This is a genomic window from Falsochrobactrum shanghaiense, assembly GCF_003149535.1.
Lineage (GTDB): Bacteria > Pseudomonadota > Alphaproteobacteria > Rhizobiales > Rhizobiaceae > Brucella > Brucella shanghaiense.
Genome location: NZ_QGDB01000002.1, coordinates 679,542 through 695,258, shown reverse-complemented (window position 1 = coordinate 695,258; position 15,717 = coordinate 679,542). Strand labels below are relative to the sequence as shown.

Genomic DNA, 15,717 nt, shown 5'->3' with positions numbered 1-15,717 from the left:
GAAAGCCCCCCCGAATGCTAACCTTACGAAACTATCAAACAGAAGCAATAGCCGGTGTCTTTGATTATTGGCAAGAGGAGGCTGGCAACCCGCTGGTTGACCTCGCGACAGGGACGGGCAAGAGCTTGGTGATGGCGTCCCTTATCCAGCGCCTTGTTGAAGGCTGGCCGGATATGCGCATTATGGTTGTGACGCATGTCGCGGAATTAATTGAGCAAAATTATCTTGAGCTTCTTGGTGTTTGGCCTTTCGCGCCCGCTGGCATTTATTCTGCCGGCCTCGGCAGGCGTGATGCGCGCAGTCAGATTGTATTTGCTGGCATTCAAACGGTACATAATAAGTCTGGACAGATTGGTCACGTCGACGTGCTTATGGTCGATGAATGTCATTTGATACCAGTTAACAACAACACGATGTATCGCCGGTTCATTGATGCATTGCTGGTTATCAATCCAGATATGAAAATCCTGGGCCTCACTGCAACGCCCTATCGCCTTGATAGTGGGCGGCTGGACGAGGGAGAGGATCGTCTGTTTGACCAGATCGTCTATACCTACGGCGTCGGTGACGGCATTCGCGACGGGTTTCTTGCGCCTCTCACCAGCAAGCCGACTGCGACCGAGTACGACGTAAAAGGCGTTGGCCGCCTCGGGGGTGATTATAAGCAAGGCGCGCTGGAGGCCGCGGTCAATCGTGCCGACCTGAATGATGCGGTTGTCTCGGAGATTATTGCTAAAGGCGCGGATCGGCGCTCTTGGCTGTGCTTCTGCGCAGGCGTAAAGGCCGCTCTGGATGTGCGGGATGAGTTCCGTGCGCGTGGCATTTCTTGTGAAGCGGTAACAGGCGACACGCCGAAAGAGGAGCGTCGGCGCATCCTTGAGGATTTTAAGTCCTATAAGCTGCAATGCGTCACGAACAATTCAGTTTTGACTACCGGTTTTAATCACAAGGGTGTTGATCTAATTGCCTTCATGCGTCCGACTCTGAGCTTAGCCCTGTATGTCCAGATGGCGGGCAGGGGGACGCGCCCGCTATACGCAGCAGGTATGCCGCTGAATACGGTTGAAGAGCGCCTTGCGGCAATTGCAGCCGGACCTAAGCCGAACTGCTTGGTTCTGGATTTTGCCAAGCTGGTTGATCGGCATGGCCCGGTCGATATGGTTGCGCCAAAAGCGCCTTCCAAGGGAGACGGCGAGCCGCCCATTAAGATTTGCCCGCAAGAAACTGACAGCAACGGCAATATCGGTTGCGGGGAGAAGGTGCATATCAGCCTGATGAAGTGCCCCTGCTGCGGCTACGACTTCCCCCCAAATGAGGAAGAAAAGCTAACCCGCGTTGCAGCCGACGCCCCTATCGTCAGTGTGGCTGCCGCTGAATGGCGCACGGTAACAGGCCGCAGTTTTACATTCCACGAGGGGAAGGGTGACAAGCCGCCCTCAGTGAAGTGCAGCTACATGACCGGCTACACGTCGATCAACGAATGGTTATGCCCACAACATACCGGCTTCGCACAATCCAAGGCGCATCGCTGGTGGGCAGCCCATGGCGGTCAGCGGCCATTTCCAAAGACAGTCATGGAATGGCTGGATCGCCAGAACGAGCTTGGCCCGACCGCTGAAATCAGCGTCGTTCCGAATGGCAGATATTGGAATGTGAAAGATTACAAGGTTGGTGCGCTTGTGGCGGGTGCTGCCAATGACAACGCGCCGGAGGCTAGCAATGACAATGAACCAGCGGAGAATTATGGCCGCTTGTCTGCCGGACTGGCTGAATTATTGGAAGACGAGATACCATTTTGACACCCCATTAACAGTAACGGCTGCGAGGCGTGTTAGAGTGCATACCGGACTGCCCAACCAACCATCCAAAACACGAGGAGAATCATATGTCCTACAAGATTTACGGCCAGCATGACGACCGCACTATGAAGCAGATGGAGACCTGCATGGCCACGGGTAGTGCTGCTGCCGGTGTTTTGTGTGCGGATGGCCATCTTGGTTACGCCCATCCAATCGGCGGCGTAGTGGGTTACACTGACCATATCAGCATCAGCGGCGTCGGCTTTGACATTGCATGCGGGAATATGGCTGTGAGGCTTGATACCCCCGCTGCGGAGCTGAAACCGCGCGTGGCAACCATCCTGCAAGATATTGCAGCGGTCGTGTCATTCGGCGTCGGTCGAAAGAATGATGAGCGAATCGATCACGACCTATTCGATAGCGACCTTTGGGGGGAGGCAGACGTCGAGGACTTGAAGTCTATGGCCCGCGCTCAACTCGGCACCGTCGGCAGTGGCAATCATTATGTTGACCTGTTTGAAGATGAGGCCGGCGCGACTTGGATTGGGGTCCATTTCGGATCGCGGGGTCTCGGTCACAAGATTACAACCAAATATCTCGCTATGGCCGGGGCAAAAGACGGAATGGAAGTTCCGCCTGCCTTGCTGGAGGCCGACAGTGACCAGGGGCGCGGGTATCTGGCCGGGACCGCGCTTGGCGGGCTATATGCCTATGCGGGCCGTGAATGGGTAGTCGAGAAGGTGCGCCAGATTATCGGCGGCAACGTGACATTCAGCGTCCATAACCACCACAATTTCGCATGGCGCGAGACGCATGGCGGCGTGGATATGTGGGTTGTTCGTAAGGGCGCAACGCCAGCCTTTCCGGGGCAGTATGGCTTCGTCGGTGGCTCCATGGGTGATGACGCGGTGATCTTGCGGGGCGTTGATAATGAAGAAAGCCGCGCCGCGCTTTATTCAACAGTCCATGGCGCTGGTCGCGTCATGTCGCGCACCGAAGCGCGAGGGCGATTTGTTCGCGATCCAGAGACGGGTAAGAAAGTTCGCCAGCCTGGTAAGGTTCGGCATGACGAGTGGCAGGCATGGCTAGCCGACAAGGGCGTCACCGTCCTCGGTGGTGACCTTGATGAAGCGCCGCAAGCCTATCGTCGCCTGCCTGATGTGCTGGCAGAACACGCCGGGACCATTTCGATTGAGCATACGCTACGCCCGTTCGGCGTGATTATGGCGGGCAAGTCAGAAAAAGACCCGTATAAGGATTAACCACTAGCAGCGGCCTTACCAGCCGCTTTACACCAAAAAACACGAGGAGCAATCATGCAGAACAAAGCTGACAACACGAAAGTACAGAACTACCTAGCCTATGACGTCACGGTGCTGGAACGGGAGTTTGCCGACTTGGTTGCGGCATACCCCGAACTGGCCGAAGACGAAGAACTGCGCGCCGACATGATCGAGGGTGAAACCGACGCGCACCGTGTGCTTGGGCGCATCGTGGCAATCGAGCGCGATGCAAACGCGATGGTGCAAGCGATTGGCGAGCGCGCCAAGGACTTGGCCGCGCGAAAGGATCGCTACGCCAGACGCAAGGACGCCATGCGTGCGCTGCTGTTGCGGCTGCTGAAAGCCGCCGACCTGAACAAGGTTAGTCTGCCGGAAGCAACCGTGTCGATAGGCAAGGGTCGCGCCGGGGTTGAGATTATGGACGAAAGCCTGCTGCCCGATAACGTTGTTAAGTTGAAGCGTGAGCCCGATAAGACAGCCATTAAGGCCGCGCTGGATGCTGGCGAAGATGTGCCGGGTGCAGCGCTGCGCGTCGGTGCCGAAACAATTACGGTGAGGGCGGCGTGATGGGTGGATGCGCATGGCTAATGGCCACGTACGAGTATGAGCCAAACTATGACGCGTACATCAATGACATGTACTCTCTGCAAGAAGCAATGATCGACGTCGCCACCTACGACGACTGGTTTCCTGACCTTACCCGCCCAATTGCTGCTGTGCAGCAAGGCGGCGGCGAAAGGATGGCGGCGTGTTTGCAATCTTAGCGAAAATTCGCCCGCGCCATATACTGCTCGCCGTGGCGCTTACTTACGGCCCGCTTTATTTGGCCGACTATTTCTGCGGTCAATGCATCAGTAGCCAGCCGCCCTACTGGCCATTTCAGTAACAACACCCCGCCAGCCACCAACTGGCAGGTTACCACCACGAAACACGAGGAGATTATGATGATGAATGAACCGCTACCGAGCGGCCAATACGGCTGTATCTTAGCCGACCCGCCATGGTCATTCAGAACCTACGCGAATGATAATGTTGCGCCAGCGCGGGGCAAGCAACCCTACGCGGTTATGTCGCTGGATGACATCAAAGCCTTGCCTGTTGCAGACGTCGCGGCCAAGGACTGCTTGCTGTTCATGTGGACGGTTTCACATCTTCAAGCCGCTGCGTTTGACGTGGCGGCTGCGTGGGGATTCCAGCCTGTCTCTGTGGCGCTCGTCTGGGATAAAGGCCGGATGGGCATGGGCTACTGGACCCGGCAGGAAGTCGAAATCTGCCACCTGTTCAAGCGGGGTCGTCCCAAGCGCAAGAGCAAAGGCGTTCGGCAGCTAATCCGTGCGCCTAGGCGGGAGCACTCCCGCAAGCCAGACGAGCAATACGCGCGCATAGAAGCGCTGGTCGACGGCCCGTACCTTGAACTGTTCGCACGCCAAGCGTGGCCGGGTTGGTCGGCGTGGGGGAATGAAACGGGGAAGTATGTGGCGGCTATTTCAGCAGCGGCTAATGACAATCAGGATATGTTAGGGAGGGTGGCAGCATGACCTACAACGCACCTGCGCGCCAAAGCACAGTCCTCGACATTATCGACGAGTACGAGCGCAAGATCGATAACGTCGACGCTGCCATCAAGGCGTATGAGGGCGCCTGCATCGCCGTCGAGATGGCAGGCACGATCATGGGCACATACGTCAATCCCGTCCTGCGTGGGCGCGCGCACGTGTCTGCCAATGAGATGCGCAAGAACCTGCGCGCGTCTGGTTGGAAGACGCTCTATAACCGCTGCCAGATCGACCGCATCGCCAGCGCCAAGGACAAGAAGCTATTCGAGCGCACGCTGGCTGACCCGCCAGAGCTGACCTTTGACAATGCCAAGGCGACGTTCGGGCCATACTTGGAGAATCCGCGCTCGCACATTCTGCGCGGACTTGCCGAGGTCTTTGCCGATCTGGATCCGGCTTACAAGTCTCATAGCAAGGTCAAGATTGGCGTGAAGGGCCTGCCCAAGCGTGTGATTATATCAGGACTTGGCAGTATTCATGGGTATGGCCGCGACCGCCTGCGCGACGTTCTGAATGCGCTGGCAGCCTATCAAGGCAAACCGCTGATTGAGTATCATGAGCTGTCGCTGATCTTGGAAGACGGCGACACACTGCGCGTAACCAGAGAAGTGCCGAAGGGCAACACAGCACGTCAGCGCGCAGGCAGTGACGAAACAGAAACCATCATCGGGCGCGATGTTTGGCTGAAACGCTACGCGAATGGCAACGGCCATCTGTATTTCGGGCCAGACGCACAGCGCGACATCAATATGGCTCTGGCCGAGTTCTACGGCGACGTGCTGCCCGACGCCGAGGAGGATGACGCCAAGCCCCGCGCCAGCACGGCAGTTTCCAAAGACCTGCAATTCTACTGGACGCCAGACGCAGTTATTGACCGGGCGCTGGAGTTCGCCGGTGTTTATAACCTGACGGAATGGCGGCACAATCCACCGGAGCCGTCGAATATTCTGGAGCCGTCATGCGGCGACGGCCGGATCATGGATGCTATCCGCGCTCGTGGACATCATGTCTTCGGCATCGAATACCATGCGGGCAGGGCGGCGCAAGCGAGGGCTAAGGGGCACAATGTCCTGACGGCAAATTTTCTCGAACAGCCTGCTGCTCCAGAGTTCGACACAGTGGTGATGAACCCGCCTTTCTATGGGCGGCACTATGTCAAGCACGTTCGCCATGCTTTGAAGTTCCTAAAACCTGGCGGCACGCTCGTGTCTATCCTCCCCGCCACCGCTCATTACGATCATGGCGAATTGAAAGGCGAATGGCGCGATCTGCCGGTGGCGTCTTTTGCAGAAGCCGGCACGAATGTGCCAACGGGCATGCTCAAGATGCATGCGCCAGCCAACGACAATTTCAGGAGCGCCGCATGACCGACATCTGCCACGTCTGCGCCCGCCATGCCGTAGGCCTGGGGGTGCAGGAAGGCCGCGAACCCATCCGCTGGCTATGCAAGGAATGCGGCGACATTGCCGAACATATCAGGCATCGGCGTCGGTTGGACCCGTACGAACTTCGCGCGCTTGATACAGGCGTCGAGGCGGTTGGGGAATACTTGCAGTCCATCCAAAAGACCGACCTTGCCGACATGGATGAGCTAGAGGCACGCATGCTGGTGAAAGCCGCGTGGGAAGGGTGCGGGCGGGGGATGCGTGCGGCTTTAGCGGAGGCACCGTTCTGATTGTATCACGTACCGACATTTAAACAGCCACACCACTACCACACACGAGGATAACGCAATTGCAGCCTAGCCCAGCCATCACAACCGACCCCATGCTCGACGTCGCCCTCGACTATGCCGCCAGAGGCTGGCCCGTATTCCCATGCCGCGCCGCCGACGAGGAGTTAGTCCATCCACAAACTGGCGAGATGGAAATTCTAGCCACTAAAACACCGCTTACCAGCAACGGCTTCCGCGGCGCCACTCTGAATGAGCGCATTGTTCGTGAACTCTGGCGCCGCAATCCCGGTGCAATGATCGGCGTGCCGACGGGGGCGGCTATCGGCGCGTGGGTGCTGGACATAGACCCGAAGCACGGCGGGCCGGATACGCTGGTTGCGCTGGAAGAGCAGCACGGCCCGTTGCCCGCCACGCTAACCGCTGAAACCACAAGCGGCGGCCGCCATTATTTCTTCAAGCACAAGGCAGGCGTTCGCAATCGTGGCGCTCTGGGTGCTGGCATCGATGTGCGCGGCGATGGCGGTTACGTTATTGCGGCTGGCAGCGTTCCAATGGTAGGCAAGCCCTATAGTTGGCTGGTCGATATGGAGCCAGCTGATGCCCCGGGCTGGTTGCTAGAGCTTGTGCTGCCGCGTTCTTACGACAGCCACACGGTGGCACCATCTGTCTCCGGTACGATCAACGATCGTTATGTCGAGCGCGCAGTGCAATCCGAGCTAGACGACCTTGCCATGGAGCCGATGGGAAACCGCAACAACCGCTTGAACGACGCGGCGTTTCGGCTGGGCACGTTCGTCGGGGCTGCCGCGCTCGCGGAATCCGAAGCGCGTGCCTTGCTACAAGACGTGGCGCGCGGGTGGGCCAGGGACTGGCCGCGCTGCGTGAAAACGATCGACAATGGTCTGCGCGCGGGAATCAGCCATCCCCGTTCGGTGCCGCAGTCTGCTAATGACAACACCCGGCTTGAAGACATCAGCCGCATGATCGAAAACGGGTTGGCAAAAGCGGAGCGGAACAAGGCGACGCAAGATACGCCGACGCAAGACGCAGACCCCGGCGACGCCAGCCCGTTGGCAGTCGCCACAGCCGTCACCAAAACCGACCTTGTTCAAGATGATAGCAATGCGACGCAACCCATTGAGCAAGAACACCAACGCGCGATCATCGCCACGCCGTTCCAGTGGAAAGACCCCTCCACGCTGCCGCGTCGTGAATTTGCTTTCGGCAAGCATTTTATACGCAAATATGTGTCGGTGACCGTCGCTCCTGGCGGCCTTGGCAAGACGGCAAACAGCATTGTGGAGGCCCTCGCCATGGCGTCCGGCAAGGCGTTGAACGGCATCAAGCCGCCCAAACGCATGAAGGTCTGGCTGTTTAATGCCGAAGACCCGCGCGACGAGTTAGAGCGCCGTATCATGGCGGCGTGCATCCATTTCAATTTAAAGCAGGAGGATATTGAAGGGCATCTGTTCCTCGATACCGGGCGCGAGCAGGAGCTTGTAGTTGCGATCGACGATAAGAAGGGCGTCAAAATACAGGAGCCTGTCGTTGAGGCCGTTGTGGCGGCTATCAAGGAGCTTGGTATCGATGTGATGATTGTGGACCCATTTGTATCAACGCACCAGGTCAATGAAAATGATAACGGCGCCATCGACAAGGTGGCGAAGTTATGGGCACAGATCGCGGACCACACCAACTGCGCTATCGACATTGTGCACCACCTTCGCAAACAGCAGGAAGGGCGCGAGGCAACCGTTGAGGATGCGCGCGGCGCGGTTTCCCTGATTGGCGCGGCCCGTTCGGTGCGCGTGCTGAATCGTATGACGGAGGCGCAGGCAAATGAGGCTGGCCTTCCAGTTCCAGACCGCTTTTCGTATTTCAGCATGATCTACGGCAAGTCCAACCTTTCTGCGCTTTCACATAAGGCCGATTGGCGCAAACTTGAGTCTGTAGCGCTCGGCAACGGGCGCGGGCTTACACAGCCGCAAGACCACGCGCCTGTCGTGACGGCATGGGCTTGGCCGACGAGCGAGGAGGTGGCCGACACGCTGACGGTTGAGCAAAAAGAAGCCATACGGGGTACAGTCAACGGCGGTACATACAAGCAGGCTCCGCAGGCCAAGGATTGGGTAGGGCGCGCGGTTGCCTATGCGCTGGGCCTGGACCTTGACGACGATGCAGAAAAGAAGCGTGCCAGCCTCATTACCAAGGCGCTGTTCAAGGAGGGCTTCTTGGCGAAGGTCGAGGAGCGGGATCCGGTGCGGCGGGAGATGGCCACGTTTGTGCGGGCGGGTTAGGACATAGCAGCCGGCAGCACAGCGGAATGGAACCAAATGTTGAGTTCAGCTTTAACTCGATGCCGATATATTAACTGGTGGTATTAATGAAAAAGAGATCAGTACTGGCCTTTACCTTACTGGCAGGAGCGTTGGCCGCATGCCATACGACCAATCGATCGCCGCAGGTCCAAGCAGTCAGTGGTTTTGATCCTGACCGTTATCTTGGAAAATGGTACGAGCTTGGACGTGTCGAGAATCGGTTTGAGCGAGGAATGACCCACACAACAGCTCATTATTCGATGAACACCGATGGAACAATCAAGGTCGTTAATGCGGGGTATGACCCGCAAAAGGGTTCATTCAGGAGCGCTACAGGGAAGGCGAAATTTGCGGGTGATTCAGAAGTTGGCGCCTTGAAGGTTTCTTTCTTCGGGCCGTTTTATGGGGGTTATAACGTCGTCGCACTGGATAGAAAGTACCAATGGTCAATCGTGGCAGGAGACAAACCCGAAAAGTATTTCTGGGTACTGTCCCGTCAGCCCACGCTGACTAAGGAAATTAAGGCCAAGGCAATCAGCGTTGCACGGCAGCTCGGAGTTGACCCAGATTCCATTCTATGGGTGGAGCAAAAACGCTAGCAACCAGGAATAACAAAAGCGGGGCTTCGGCTCCGCTTTTGCTGTAGTGGAGTAGGTGACCATTTGGGGCGCGGATTCTAGCGATCAGCGCTAGAATGATTGTGCCCGCACCTGGAGCAGACTTTGCTGGGCCATGGATGGTAAATATACAAGCCAAAAAAACCCTCGCTTCTGAAAAGTGAAAACGAGCATTTGGGGCATACAAATACGAACATGAACAAAAGGGCGCCGAAGACCAAAACGACTGATCCAATCGTAACGTTGCTCACCCCGATCACATCACCGATGCCTCTGGTCCAGTCAGGGGATGTCATCACGATAACAGACACCATAATCAGAAATAGCCATGCTTTTTTGTAAAGTGTCATAAGCAATTGATGTCTTTATTATTTAACATAGGCCAATTAATACGTCTTATTTATCAGATTGTTGCGGCAAAAGCCTACCCTCAAACTGCATAGAGCTGACCATCATCTGTTTCTGATGGTGTGTGAGGATTTTCGCCCGTTTCAAACCATGCCCCCGCATAGGAGGTGGCCCTAAAGATAACCATTGTTGCGTGCGGTTGGGGCAGGAAAGCGGCAAAATGCGTTCTCGATCTGATCGACCCTCGATAATGTTATTCATTGTCGACGGAATCACTTGGCCAAAATATCAGGACTTGGCTCAAGTCGCGAGCTTTTTAATAAGGAACATATCAGCGATTGTTTCGTTTCGCCTTTCCAACCAGGAGGACGATCATGAAAACTCTGTCTGATATTTTCGAGCATACCTTGCAGGACATTTATTACGCAGAAAATGCCATTACGAAGGCGCTTCCGAAAGTGGCCAAAGCGGCCAAAAGTGCCAAACTGAAGAAAGCAGCCGAGGAGCACCTTGAAGAAACCAAGGGGCAGATCACGATCTTGAATGAGGTGTTTAAGTCTCTCAAGCTGAAGCCTACCGCCGAGAAATGCGATGCTATCGAAGGGCTAATCAAGGAAGCGGATGGCTTGATGGAAGAGGCAAGCGGAACGGCTCTCGACGCCGGTCTATTGGCCGCATGTCAGGCGGTGGAGCATTACGAGATTGCTAGGTATGGCTCGCTACGTGAATGGGCAAAGGAACTTGGACACACCGAAGCCCATACCTTGCTGACACAGATATTAGACCAGGAGAAAGCCGCCAATAATAAACTCACGAATCTGGCAATCAGCCAAATTAACAAGGCATAATTTTTTGTTTCAAACGAGAGGAAGGGCGCCACCTTCCTCTCTTTTTTTAGCCATTAATACAACCGACTGTCACAATTAAAATGCAACTAGAAGTTTGCCCAAGACTTCTTGCACAGTTCTCAAAAAACACCAAAAGACTTGTGCAAATACACGCTGCTTTTCGTGCACAAGAGTTCTTATATAGAAACTTGTGCACAAAGCGTGCAGCGCACAGTTCTAGTAATTTGAGAAGTGTGCGCTTTTTAGGAAAAAAGAGATTTTAAAAATACAACCTGAAAGGCCGGGTTACGCCATCCGCCAAAAAAACACTTGCTAAATCGGTTGGAGTCATTTTCACTGTTTCTGCATACCGCGCAGATCGGCGCCCGTTAACTCCGCGCCACCGGCCTTACCAGCCACGACCATAACACGAGGAGCAGATATGGCACGCAGCAGCGCACGCGCGCTTTCGCCTACGTCCAGACCCACCACCAAAACCCAAACCGTCCGCATCAACGGCGTTCGGACCAAAATCACGACACGCAACGGTAAAGTCACCACCAAGCCAGCCCTGCCGCTGGAATGGGAATTACAAGCGGCGCAGGTTCGCCGCTTGCGCCAGCTACCGCAGTACGGAGGGGAATTTCTCCTTGCTGGCGACATGAACGCAGAGCGTCGCGGTCCCAAGGCTCGCACCATCGCAATAGCCACCGGGATGACAGCCGGAGAGCCGGATTTACGTATTTACGCCAAATTTGGCCGCCTGCTGCTAATCGAGAATAAGGTGAAGGGAAGTCGCCCAACAGTAGCACAACGCGACAGGCACGCGAATTTGGCCCGTTTAGGGCATGTCGTGGAGATAGTCACCGCAGCCAGCGAGGAAGAGGCGGCAGAGAAGGCCGTCGCACTCGTGCTGGCATTCCTCGCGGGGAATGATGACCGGACAGAAATCGAGCGAGCGGAGGGCAACGTATGAGCAAAAACAGACGCGGGTCGATGGCCGATCAGCTTCAGGCATTGAAGGCGTATCGCAGCAGGCCAGAAGAAAAATTTGAGCCATTGCAAACCAACTGGGCCGTGGCCACAGCAAATGACAATGCCGATCCAGAGGAGGTTGCCGATATGCGATATGAGCGGGATTGGAGGCAGACGCCATCGGTACAGGAAATCATGCGGCAGGTTGCAACAGACGACATTGAGCGCAATAGCGATGGTCAGATTGTGCGCATTGGTCGACTGCGCTTCAGCGATGGACGGTTGACAGAGAAGGGCTACGTGACAGGTATCGACGGCGAGGTCATTCAGGCAGACATACGAATGCCAGCGGGTGCGATGATGGGGATGCGAGATAAGCCTGACCGTGTTTCTGGTGGCGATGCGAACCCACAAGAAATCAAGGCCAGCAACCAGTATTTCGAGGATATGTTGAGTACGGCCCCGCACCGTTACATTCCGAATGGTAAAAGGCGCAACGGCGAGAATTACACCGCGGAGCAATCCAAGGCGATATTGGCTGAAGCTTACGCAAATACCGATATGGAGAAAGTTACATATACGCATTTCCCGAAGGGCTTGCCGTGCGGCTCACCGAAGGCTGCTGATAGTTTCCTCGGCATGAGGAAAACAACCTGCGCTGGCGGTGGCGGTGAAAAATGGGAAGACACACTGTCAGCGATGATTGATCGAGACGTCTGGTTTGACGCCTTGCAGGAACTAAAAGACCGGGACCGAGATGCGCTTGATGCCGCACTGGAGGCGAAAACTTACAAGGATGTGGGCCAGTCAATCGGTATGGCTGGAGAGTACTCGCGTAGAAAAGGCGGTAAGCGGGCATTGCTCGCGGCTAATGACAACCTTGCCGCCGCAATAAAAAAATACGCGGCATAGGTCCATAAAACGCGATCTCGTGCGGAGTATAGTGAAGGGGTTCAGCCGCCATTGTGGTTGCCCCACACTGTTTCCGCCATCGAGCGGACCCTGCGCCATGCTGCACTTCGTTGCAGCCGCTGAGTGTGGGGTAACTATTCAGCGGCAGGCGATGGACGCTGCACTTGCAGCACAGTTACCCATGGGCCGCTGACGCCAACAGCAAACGCAGTATCGTTATACGGATGAGCGCAACCCGTCTGCATTATGCGCAGGAGCGGCGACCGTCACATCGTGGTCGGGACAACCATGGGCACCCGGATGCTGAAAAGGCCGTGCACGGTCGTTCGTTTGCTGTCTCTATGATGTGGCTTGGGCGCTGCCACGTTAATCTACGCGTCCACTTATTCATGAATAAGTCGCCGACCCTCCGCGATGCGGAAGTAGCGCAGTCACCGGCCTTTATGGCGCGACGCGTGAAATGGTGTCTTGTGGCTTATCCATTATCCCCGGCGCTGTTTTCTCCTCCAGCAGACGGGATAGCGGCGCGGTTGTAGTCAGTTATTCTGGCTCCCGCGCCGCGGTTAGTTTTTATGTCTGCGGCTCTGCTCATGTCATCCGCGTCTTTGCTCCGGCCTCTGCTTCGATGCGCGCCAGCGCGCGATTACGCGGTTGCGTAGAAGGACGGCGCTCAAGCCTTCTACGTGGAGCAGTCTATTAACAGGGATTAGCTTAGTCTGGTTAAAGTTCGCGGCTTGGACCCGCGAGACGGTGGTTCGAATCCATCATCCCTGACCAGTTCTGCGGAGTGGAGAAGTAGTTATCTCGCCTGGCTCATAACCAGGAGGTCGTGGGTGCAAATCCCACCTGCCGCAACCAATCAACAACACCTGCCCCGCCTCTCCATGGAAGCGCACCCCGGCGGGTTACTATTTGGTGTATCATGTCCAATGACGCTCGCCCTTGGCAGCGCCTTTATAAGCTCGCTCGCTGGCAGCGACTCCGCGAGCGCATCCTAACCGAGCAACCGCTTTGCATGTACTGTCTTCGTGCGGGCGACGTTGAGCCTGCCACCGTTGTAGACCACATCACACCACATAAGGGCGATGAGGCCATGTTCTGGGATGGGTCGAATTTGCAGCCGCTATGCAAGCGATGCCACGACAGCGATAAGCAGCGTGAAGAGCTTGGGCAGAAGATCATTCGGCTCGGCGATGACGGATACCCCATTGAGTGAGCGCCGATCGAGAATCGATATTGTGACATTTTTGCAACGATTTTGAAATGTGTTGCAATTCAGCAACGGTAGGGGGCCTCAAAAGTCTCAAGCCGATGGGGCGCGGACCGGCGGGGTCCTCGACATTTAACGCTAATACAGTTTTTTCTATGAGGGCGCACCATGGCTAAGCGCAAAGCGCGTATTGATAGCGCTGCTGAATCCGTGCGCGTTATGGGTAAGGCGGCAAATGAAATCCCCCATCCTTATAATGTGCCGCTTGATGAAAAAGATATTCCATTTTTTGAAAATGTGATTGCTGAATACGCCCGTTCTGAATGGTCAGCACATCAATTGGAGCTTGCCGCAATGCTGGCCCGCACGATGGCTGACTTAGTGCGCGAGCAGGATTTATTACGGGGCGAGGGCGGTATTGCCTACTCTGAAAAAGGCACACCCGTGGTTAACCCGCGCAAAAGTCTGGTCCAGATGCACGCCAGTTCGATCCTCTCCTTTCGCCGGTCGTTGTCGCTTCACGCGCGTGCGCAAGCGGGAGAAAGCAGAGATGTGGCGAAGCGTCGTGCGACTGCAAAAGAGATCGAGGCAGGCAGCCCGCTCGACGATGATTTATTGGCGCGACCTGAATGAAGCGAAGGACCATGACTCGCGGCGAGCGTGTTATTGCGTTTATCGAACGATATTGCATCGTGCCGGAAGGCACGCTTCTGGGTAAGCCTGTGGTGCTTTTGCCGTTCCAAAAGCGGTTCATATTGGATATTTACGACAACCCCAGCGGCACATCGCGGGCTTATCTGTCCATTGCCCGAAAGAACGGAAAAACGGCGATCATCGCATGCTTGCTTCTTGCTCACATCGTTGGCCCGGAGGCGTATCAGAACAGCCGCATTATTTCAGGCGCTCGTTCACGCAAACAGGCTGCCGAAGTTTTTAACTACGCCAGCAAAATGATTATGATGTCGCCGGAGTTGAGTAAGCTGGCGAAGTGCGTTCCATCCAGCAAAACCATTATCGGTTACGCTAAGAACGTTGAATACCAGGCTATTTCAGCAGAGGCTGCGACGGCTCACGGTGGCAGCCCAATTTTGGCGATCCTCGATGAGGTCGGCCAGGTTAAAGGCCCGCATGATGATTTCGTTGAGGCGATTGAAACGTCGCAAGGTGCCTATGAAGGCTTGGCGCTGTTAATCGCCATTTCGACACAGGCCGCAACCGACAACGATTTGTTCAGTCGCTGGCTTGATGATGCTGAAACTTCCAAAGACCCCCGTATTGTTAGCCATGTTTATACCGCCCCGGCGGAGTGCGACCTGCAAGATGAAGATGCGTGGAAGGCGGCTAATCCGGCGCTTGGTATATTCAAAGCGGTAAGCGATGTTCGTGATTTCGCGGCTCGCGCAGCGCGACAGCCTACGGCGGAAGCAAGCTTTCGATGGTTGCATTTAAATCAGCGCATTGACGCATCCGCCCCGTTTGTGACGCCAGCGGTTTGGAAAGAGTGCGGTACTGCTGATCTGGCAGGTTTTGAAGGTCTGCCGGTCTTCGGTGGGCTGGACTTGTCGGAAGTTAGCGACTTGACCGCTTTGGTGCTGATGGCGCCGAAAGATGGTGTCTGGCATGTGCGTCCGACGTTCTGGCTTCCCGGTGACGGGTTGCGGCAGAAGGCGAAAGATGATCGCGTGCCTTATGATGTTTGGCACGATCAAGGTTTTCTTGAAGCGCCAGACGGCCCAACCGTCGATTACGAATTCGTCGCTCATTACCTGTTCGATCTTCATCAGAAGCTTGACCTGCGTAAGATAGCGTTTGACCGATGGAACTGGCGCCATTTCAAGCCGTGGCTACTTAAGGCCGGGTTCAGTGAGGGCGATCTAGAGGGTGATGAAGCCATATTCGAGCAGTTTGGGCAGGGTTATGCCTCAATGTCGCCTGCGCTGCGGTCCTTGGAGGAAATGATCCTCAATAAGCGACTGGCGCATGGGGAACATCCGCTGCTGAATATGTGCATGATGAACTCCACTGTGAAGGTGGACCCGTCTGGCAACCGAAAACTGGATAAGCAGAAATCTCGTGGGCGTATTGACGGTGCTGTAGCGCTGGCAATGGCCGTGGGCGCGTCGGGCACTTATGAGACCGGGGAGCCGAAAGAATCCGTCTACCGCAAAGGCCGCGGCCTTTTAATTATGTGAGGGCC

General features: G+C 55.8%; 15 protein-coding genes and 2 tRNA genes. All 17 read left to right on the top strand.

All coding sequences use genetic code 11. The features are described 5' to 3' along the window. Positions 1 to 14 precede the first annotated feature (14 nt). Positions 15 to 1,799: a DEAD/DEAH box helicase gene (locus tag DKP76_RS07240; RefSeq protein WP_109705741.1), complete on the top strand. Its 1,785-nt coding sequence runs from the start codon at positions 15 to 17 to the stop codon at positions 1,797 to 1,799. 86 nt (positions 1,800 to 1,885) lie between these two features. Next, positions 1,886 to 3,061, top strand: a complete 1,176-nt coding sequence (locus DKP76_RS07235; protein ID WP_109705740.1) for an RtcB family protein — start codon at positions 1,886 to 1,888, stop codon at positions 3,059 to 3,061. 54 nt (positions 3,062 to 3,115) lie between these two features. Continuing rightward, the gene (locus DKP76_RS07230; RefSeq protein ID WP_109705739.1) at positions 3,116 to 3,649 is read left to right on the top strand and encodes a siphovirus Gp157 family protein; all 534 of its coding nucleotides are present in this window, start codon (positions 3,116 to 3,118) and stop codon (positions 3,647 to 3,649) included. A 20-nt stretch (positions 3,650 to 3,669) separates the two neighbouring features. After that, the gene (locus tag DKP76_RS19155; protein WP_158279424.1) at positions 3,670 to 3,846 is read left to right on the top strand and encodes a hypothetical protein; all 177 of its coding nucleotides are present in this window, start codon (positions 3,670 to 3,672) and stop codon (positions 3,844 to 3,846) included. 180 nt (positions 3,847 to 4,026) lie between these two features. Beyond that, the gene (locus tag DKP76_RS07220) at positions 4,027 to 4,620 is read left to right on the top strand and encodes an MT-A70 family methyltransferase (RefSeq protein ID WP_245410168.1); all 594 of its coding nucleotides are present in this window, start codon (positions 4,027 to 4,029) and stop codon (positions 4,618 to 4,620) included. Beyond that, positions 4,617 to 6,005 (top strand): DUF4942 domain-containing protein, encoded by a 1,389-nt coding sequence (locus DKP76_RS07215; RefSeq protein WP_109705737.1) that lies wholly within the window; start codon positions 4,617 to 4,619, stop codon positions 6,003 to 6,005. Before DKP76_RS07220 ends, DKP76_RS07215 begins: the two co-directional genes overlap by 4 nt. Beyond that, positions 6,002 to 6,313, top strand: a complete 312-nt coding sequence (locus DKP76_RS07210; RefSeq protein ID WP_109705736.1) for a DUF6511 domain-containing protein — start codon at positions 6,002 to 6,004, stop codon at positions 6,311 to 6,313. Before DKP76_RS07215 ends, DKP76_RS07210 begins: the two co-directional genes overlap by 4 nt. Before the next feature lie 92 nt (positions 6,314 to 6,405). Beyond that, positions 6,406 to 8,610, top strand: a complete 2,205-nt coding sequence (locus DKP76_RS07205; protein WP_109705735.1) for a bifunctional DNA primase/polymerase — start codon at positions 6,406 to 6,408, stop codon at positions 8,608 to 8,610. Between the two features lie 86 nt (positions 8,611 to 8,696). Then, positions 8,697 to 9,230, top strand: coding sequence for a lipocalin family protein (locus DKP76_RS07200; RefSeq protein ID WP_109705734.1), 534 nt, complete (start codon positions 8,697 to 8,699; stop codon positions 9,228 to 9,230). Between the two features lie 740 nt (positions 9,231 to 9,970). Beyond that, on the top strand, positions 9,971 to 10,444 hold the full coding sequence (locus DKP76_RS07195) for a YciE/YciF ferroxidase family protein (protein ID WP_109705733.1): 474 nt from the start codon (positions 9,971 to 9,973) through the stop codon (positions 10,442 to 10,444). A gap of 421 nt (positions 10,445 to 10,865) precedes the next feature. Then, entirely contained in the window at positions 10,866 to 11,399 is a 534-nt protein-coding gene (locus tag DKP76_RS07190; RefSeq protein ID WP_109705732.1) for a VRR-NUC domain-containing protein, read from the top strand. Further along, the gene (locus DKP76_RS07185) at positions 11,396 to 12,310 is read left to right on the top strand and encodes a hypothetical protein (RefSeq protein WP_109705731.1); all 915 of its coding nucleotides are present in this window, start codon (positions 11,396 to 11,398) and stop codon (positions 12,308 to 12,310) included. The genes DKP76_RS07190 and DKP76_RS07185 overlap by 4 nt, the downstream gene beginning before the upstream one ends. Before the next feature lie 700 nt (positions 12,311 to 13,010). Continuing rightward, positions 13,011 to 13,087 (top strand) — tRNA-Pro (locus tag DKP76_RS07180). 4 nt (positions 13,088 to 13,091) lie between these two features. Beyond that, positions 13,092 to 13,168, top strand: a tRNA-Met gene (locus tag DKP76_RS07175). A gap of 157 nt (positions 13,169 to 13,325) precedes the next feature. After that, positions 13,326 to 13,526: an HNH endonuclease gene (locus DKP76_RS07170; protein ID WP_342587834.1), complete on the top strand. Its 201-nt coding sequence runs from the start codon at positions 13,326 to 13,328 to the stop codon at positions 13,524 to 13,526. 162 nt (positions 13,527 to 13,688) lie between these two features. Continuing rightward, entirely contained in the window at positions 13,689 to 14,153 is a 465-nt protein-coding gene (locus tag DKP76_RS07165) for a terminase small subunit (protein WP_109705729.1), read from the top strand. Between the two features lie 11 nt (positions 14,154 to 14,164). After that, positions 14,165 to 15,712: a terminase large subunit gene (locus DKP76_RS07160; RefSeq protein WP_245410167.1), complete on the top strand. Its 1,548-nt coding sequence runs from the start codon at positions 14,165 to 14,167 to the stop codon at positions 15,710 to 15,712. The last annotated feature ends 5 nt before the right edge of the window (positions 15,713 to 15,717 follow it).

Bases quoted from the DNA above. Each gene is read 5' to 3' on its own strand.
- DKP76_RS07205 (WP_109705735.1), top strand. From the start codon at position 6,406: ATGCTCGACGTCGCCCTCGACTATGCCGCCAGAGGCTGGCCCGTATTC.
- DKP76_RS07170 (WP_342587834.1), top strand. From the start codon at position 13,326: ATGTACTGTCTTCGTGCGGGCGACGTTGAGCCTGCCACCGTTGTAGAC.
- DKP76_RS07165 (WP_109705729.1), top strand. From the start codon at position 13,689: ATGGCTAAGCGCAAAGCGCGTATTGATAGCGCTGCTGAATCCGTGCGC.
- DKP76_RS07240 (WP_109705741.1), top strand. From the start codon at position 15: ATGCTAACCTTACGAAACTATCAAACAGAAGCAATAGCCGGTGTCTTT.
- DKP76_RS07210 (WP_109705736.1), top strand. From the start codon at position 6,002: ATGACCGACATCTGCCACGTCTGCGCCCGCCATGCCGTAGGCCTGGGG.
- DKP76_RS07230 (WP_109705739.1), top strand. From the start codon at position 3,116: ATGCAGAACAAAGCTGACAACACGAAAGTACAGAACTACCTAGCCTAT.
- DKP76_RS07185 (WP_109705731.1), top strand. From the start codon at position 11,396: ATGAGCAAAAACAGACGCGGGTCGATGGCCGATCAGCTTCAGGCATTG.
- DKP76_RS07215 (WP_109705737.1), top strand. From the start codon at position 4,617: ATGACCTACAACGCACCTGCGCGCCAAAGCACAGTCCTCGACATTATC.
- DKP76_RS07190 (WP_109705732.1), top strand. From the start codon at position 10,866: ATGGCACGCAGCAGCGCACGCGCGCTTTCGCCTACGTCCAGACCCACC.
- DKP76_RS07200 (WP_109705734.1), top strand. From the start codon at position 8,697: ATGAAAAAGAGATCAGTACTGGCCTTTACCTTACTGGCAGGAGCGTTG.
- DKP76_RS19155 (WP_158279424.1), top strand. From the start codon at position 3,670: ATGGCCACGTACGAGTATGAGCCAAACTATGACGCGTACATCAATGAC.
- DKP76_RS07220 (WP_245410168.1), top strand. From the start codon at position 4,027: ATGATGAATGAACCGCTACCGAGCGGCCAATACGGCTGTATCTTAGCC.
- DKP76_RS07235 (WP_109705740.1), top strand. From the start codon at position 1,886: ATGTCCTACAAGATTTACGGCCAGCATGACGACCGCACTATGAAGCAG.
- DKP76_RS07195 (WP_109705733.1), top strand. From the start codon at position 9,971: ATGAAAACTCTGTCTGATATTTTCGAGCATACCTTGCAGGACATTTAT.
- DKP76_RS07160 (WP_245410167.1), top strand. From the start codon at position 14,165: ATGACTCGCGGCGAGCGTGTTATTGCGTTTATCGAACGATATTGCATC.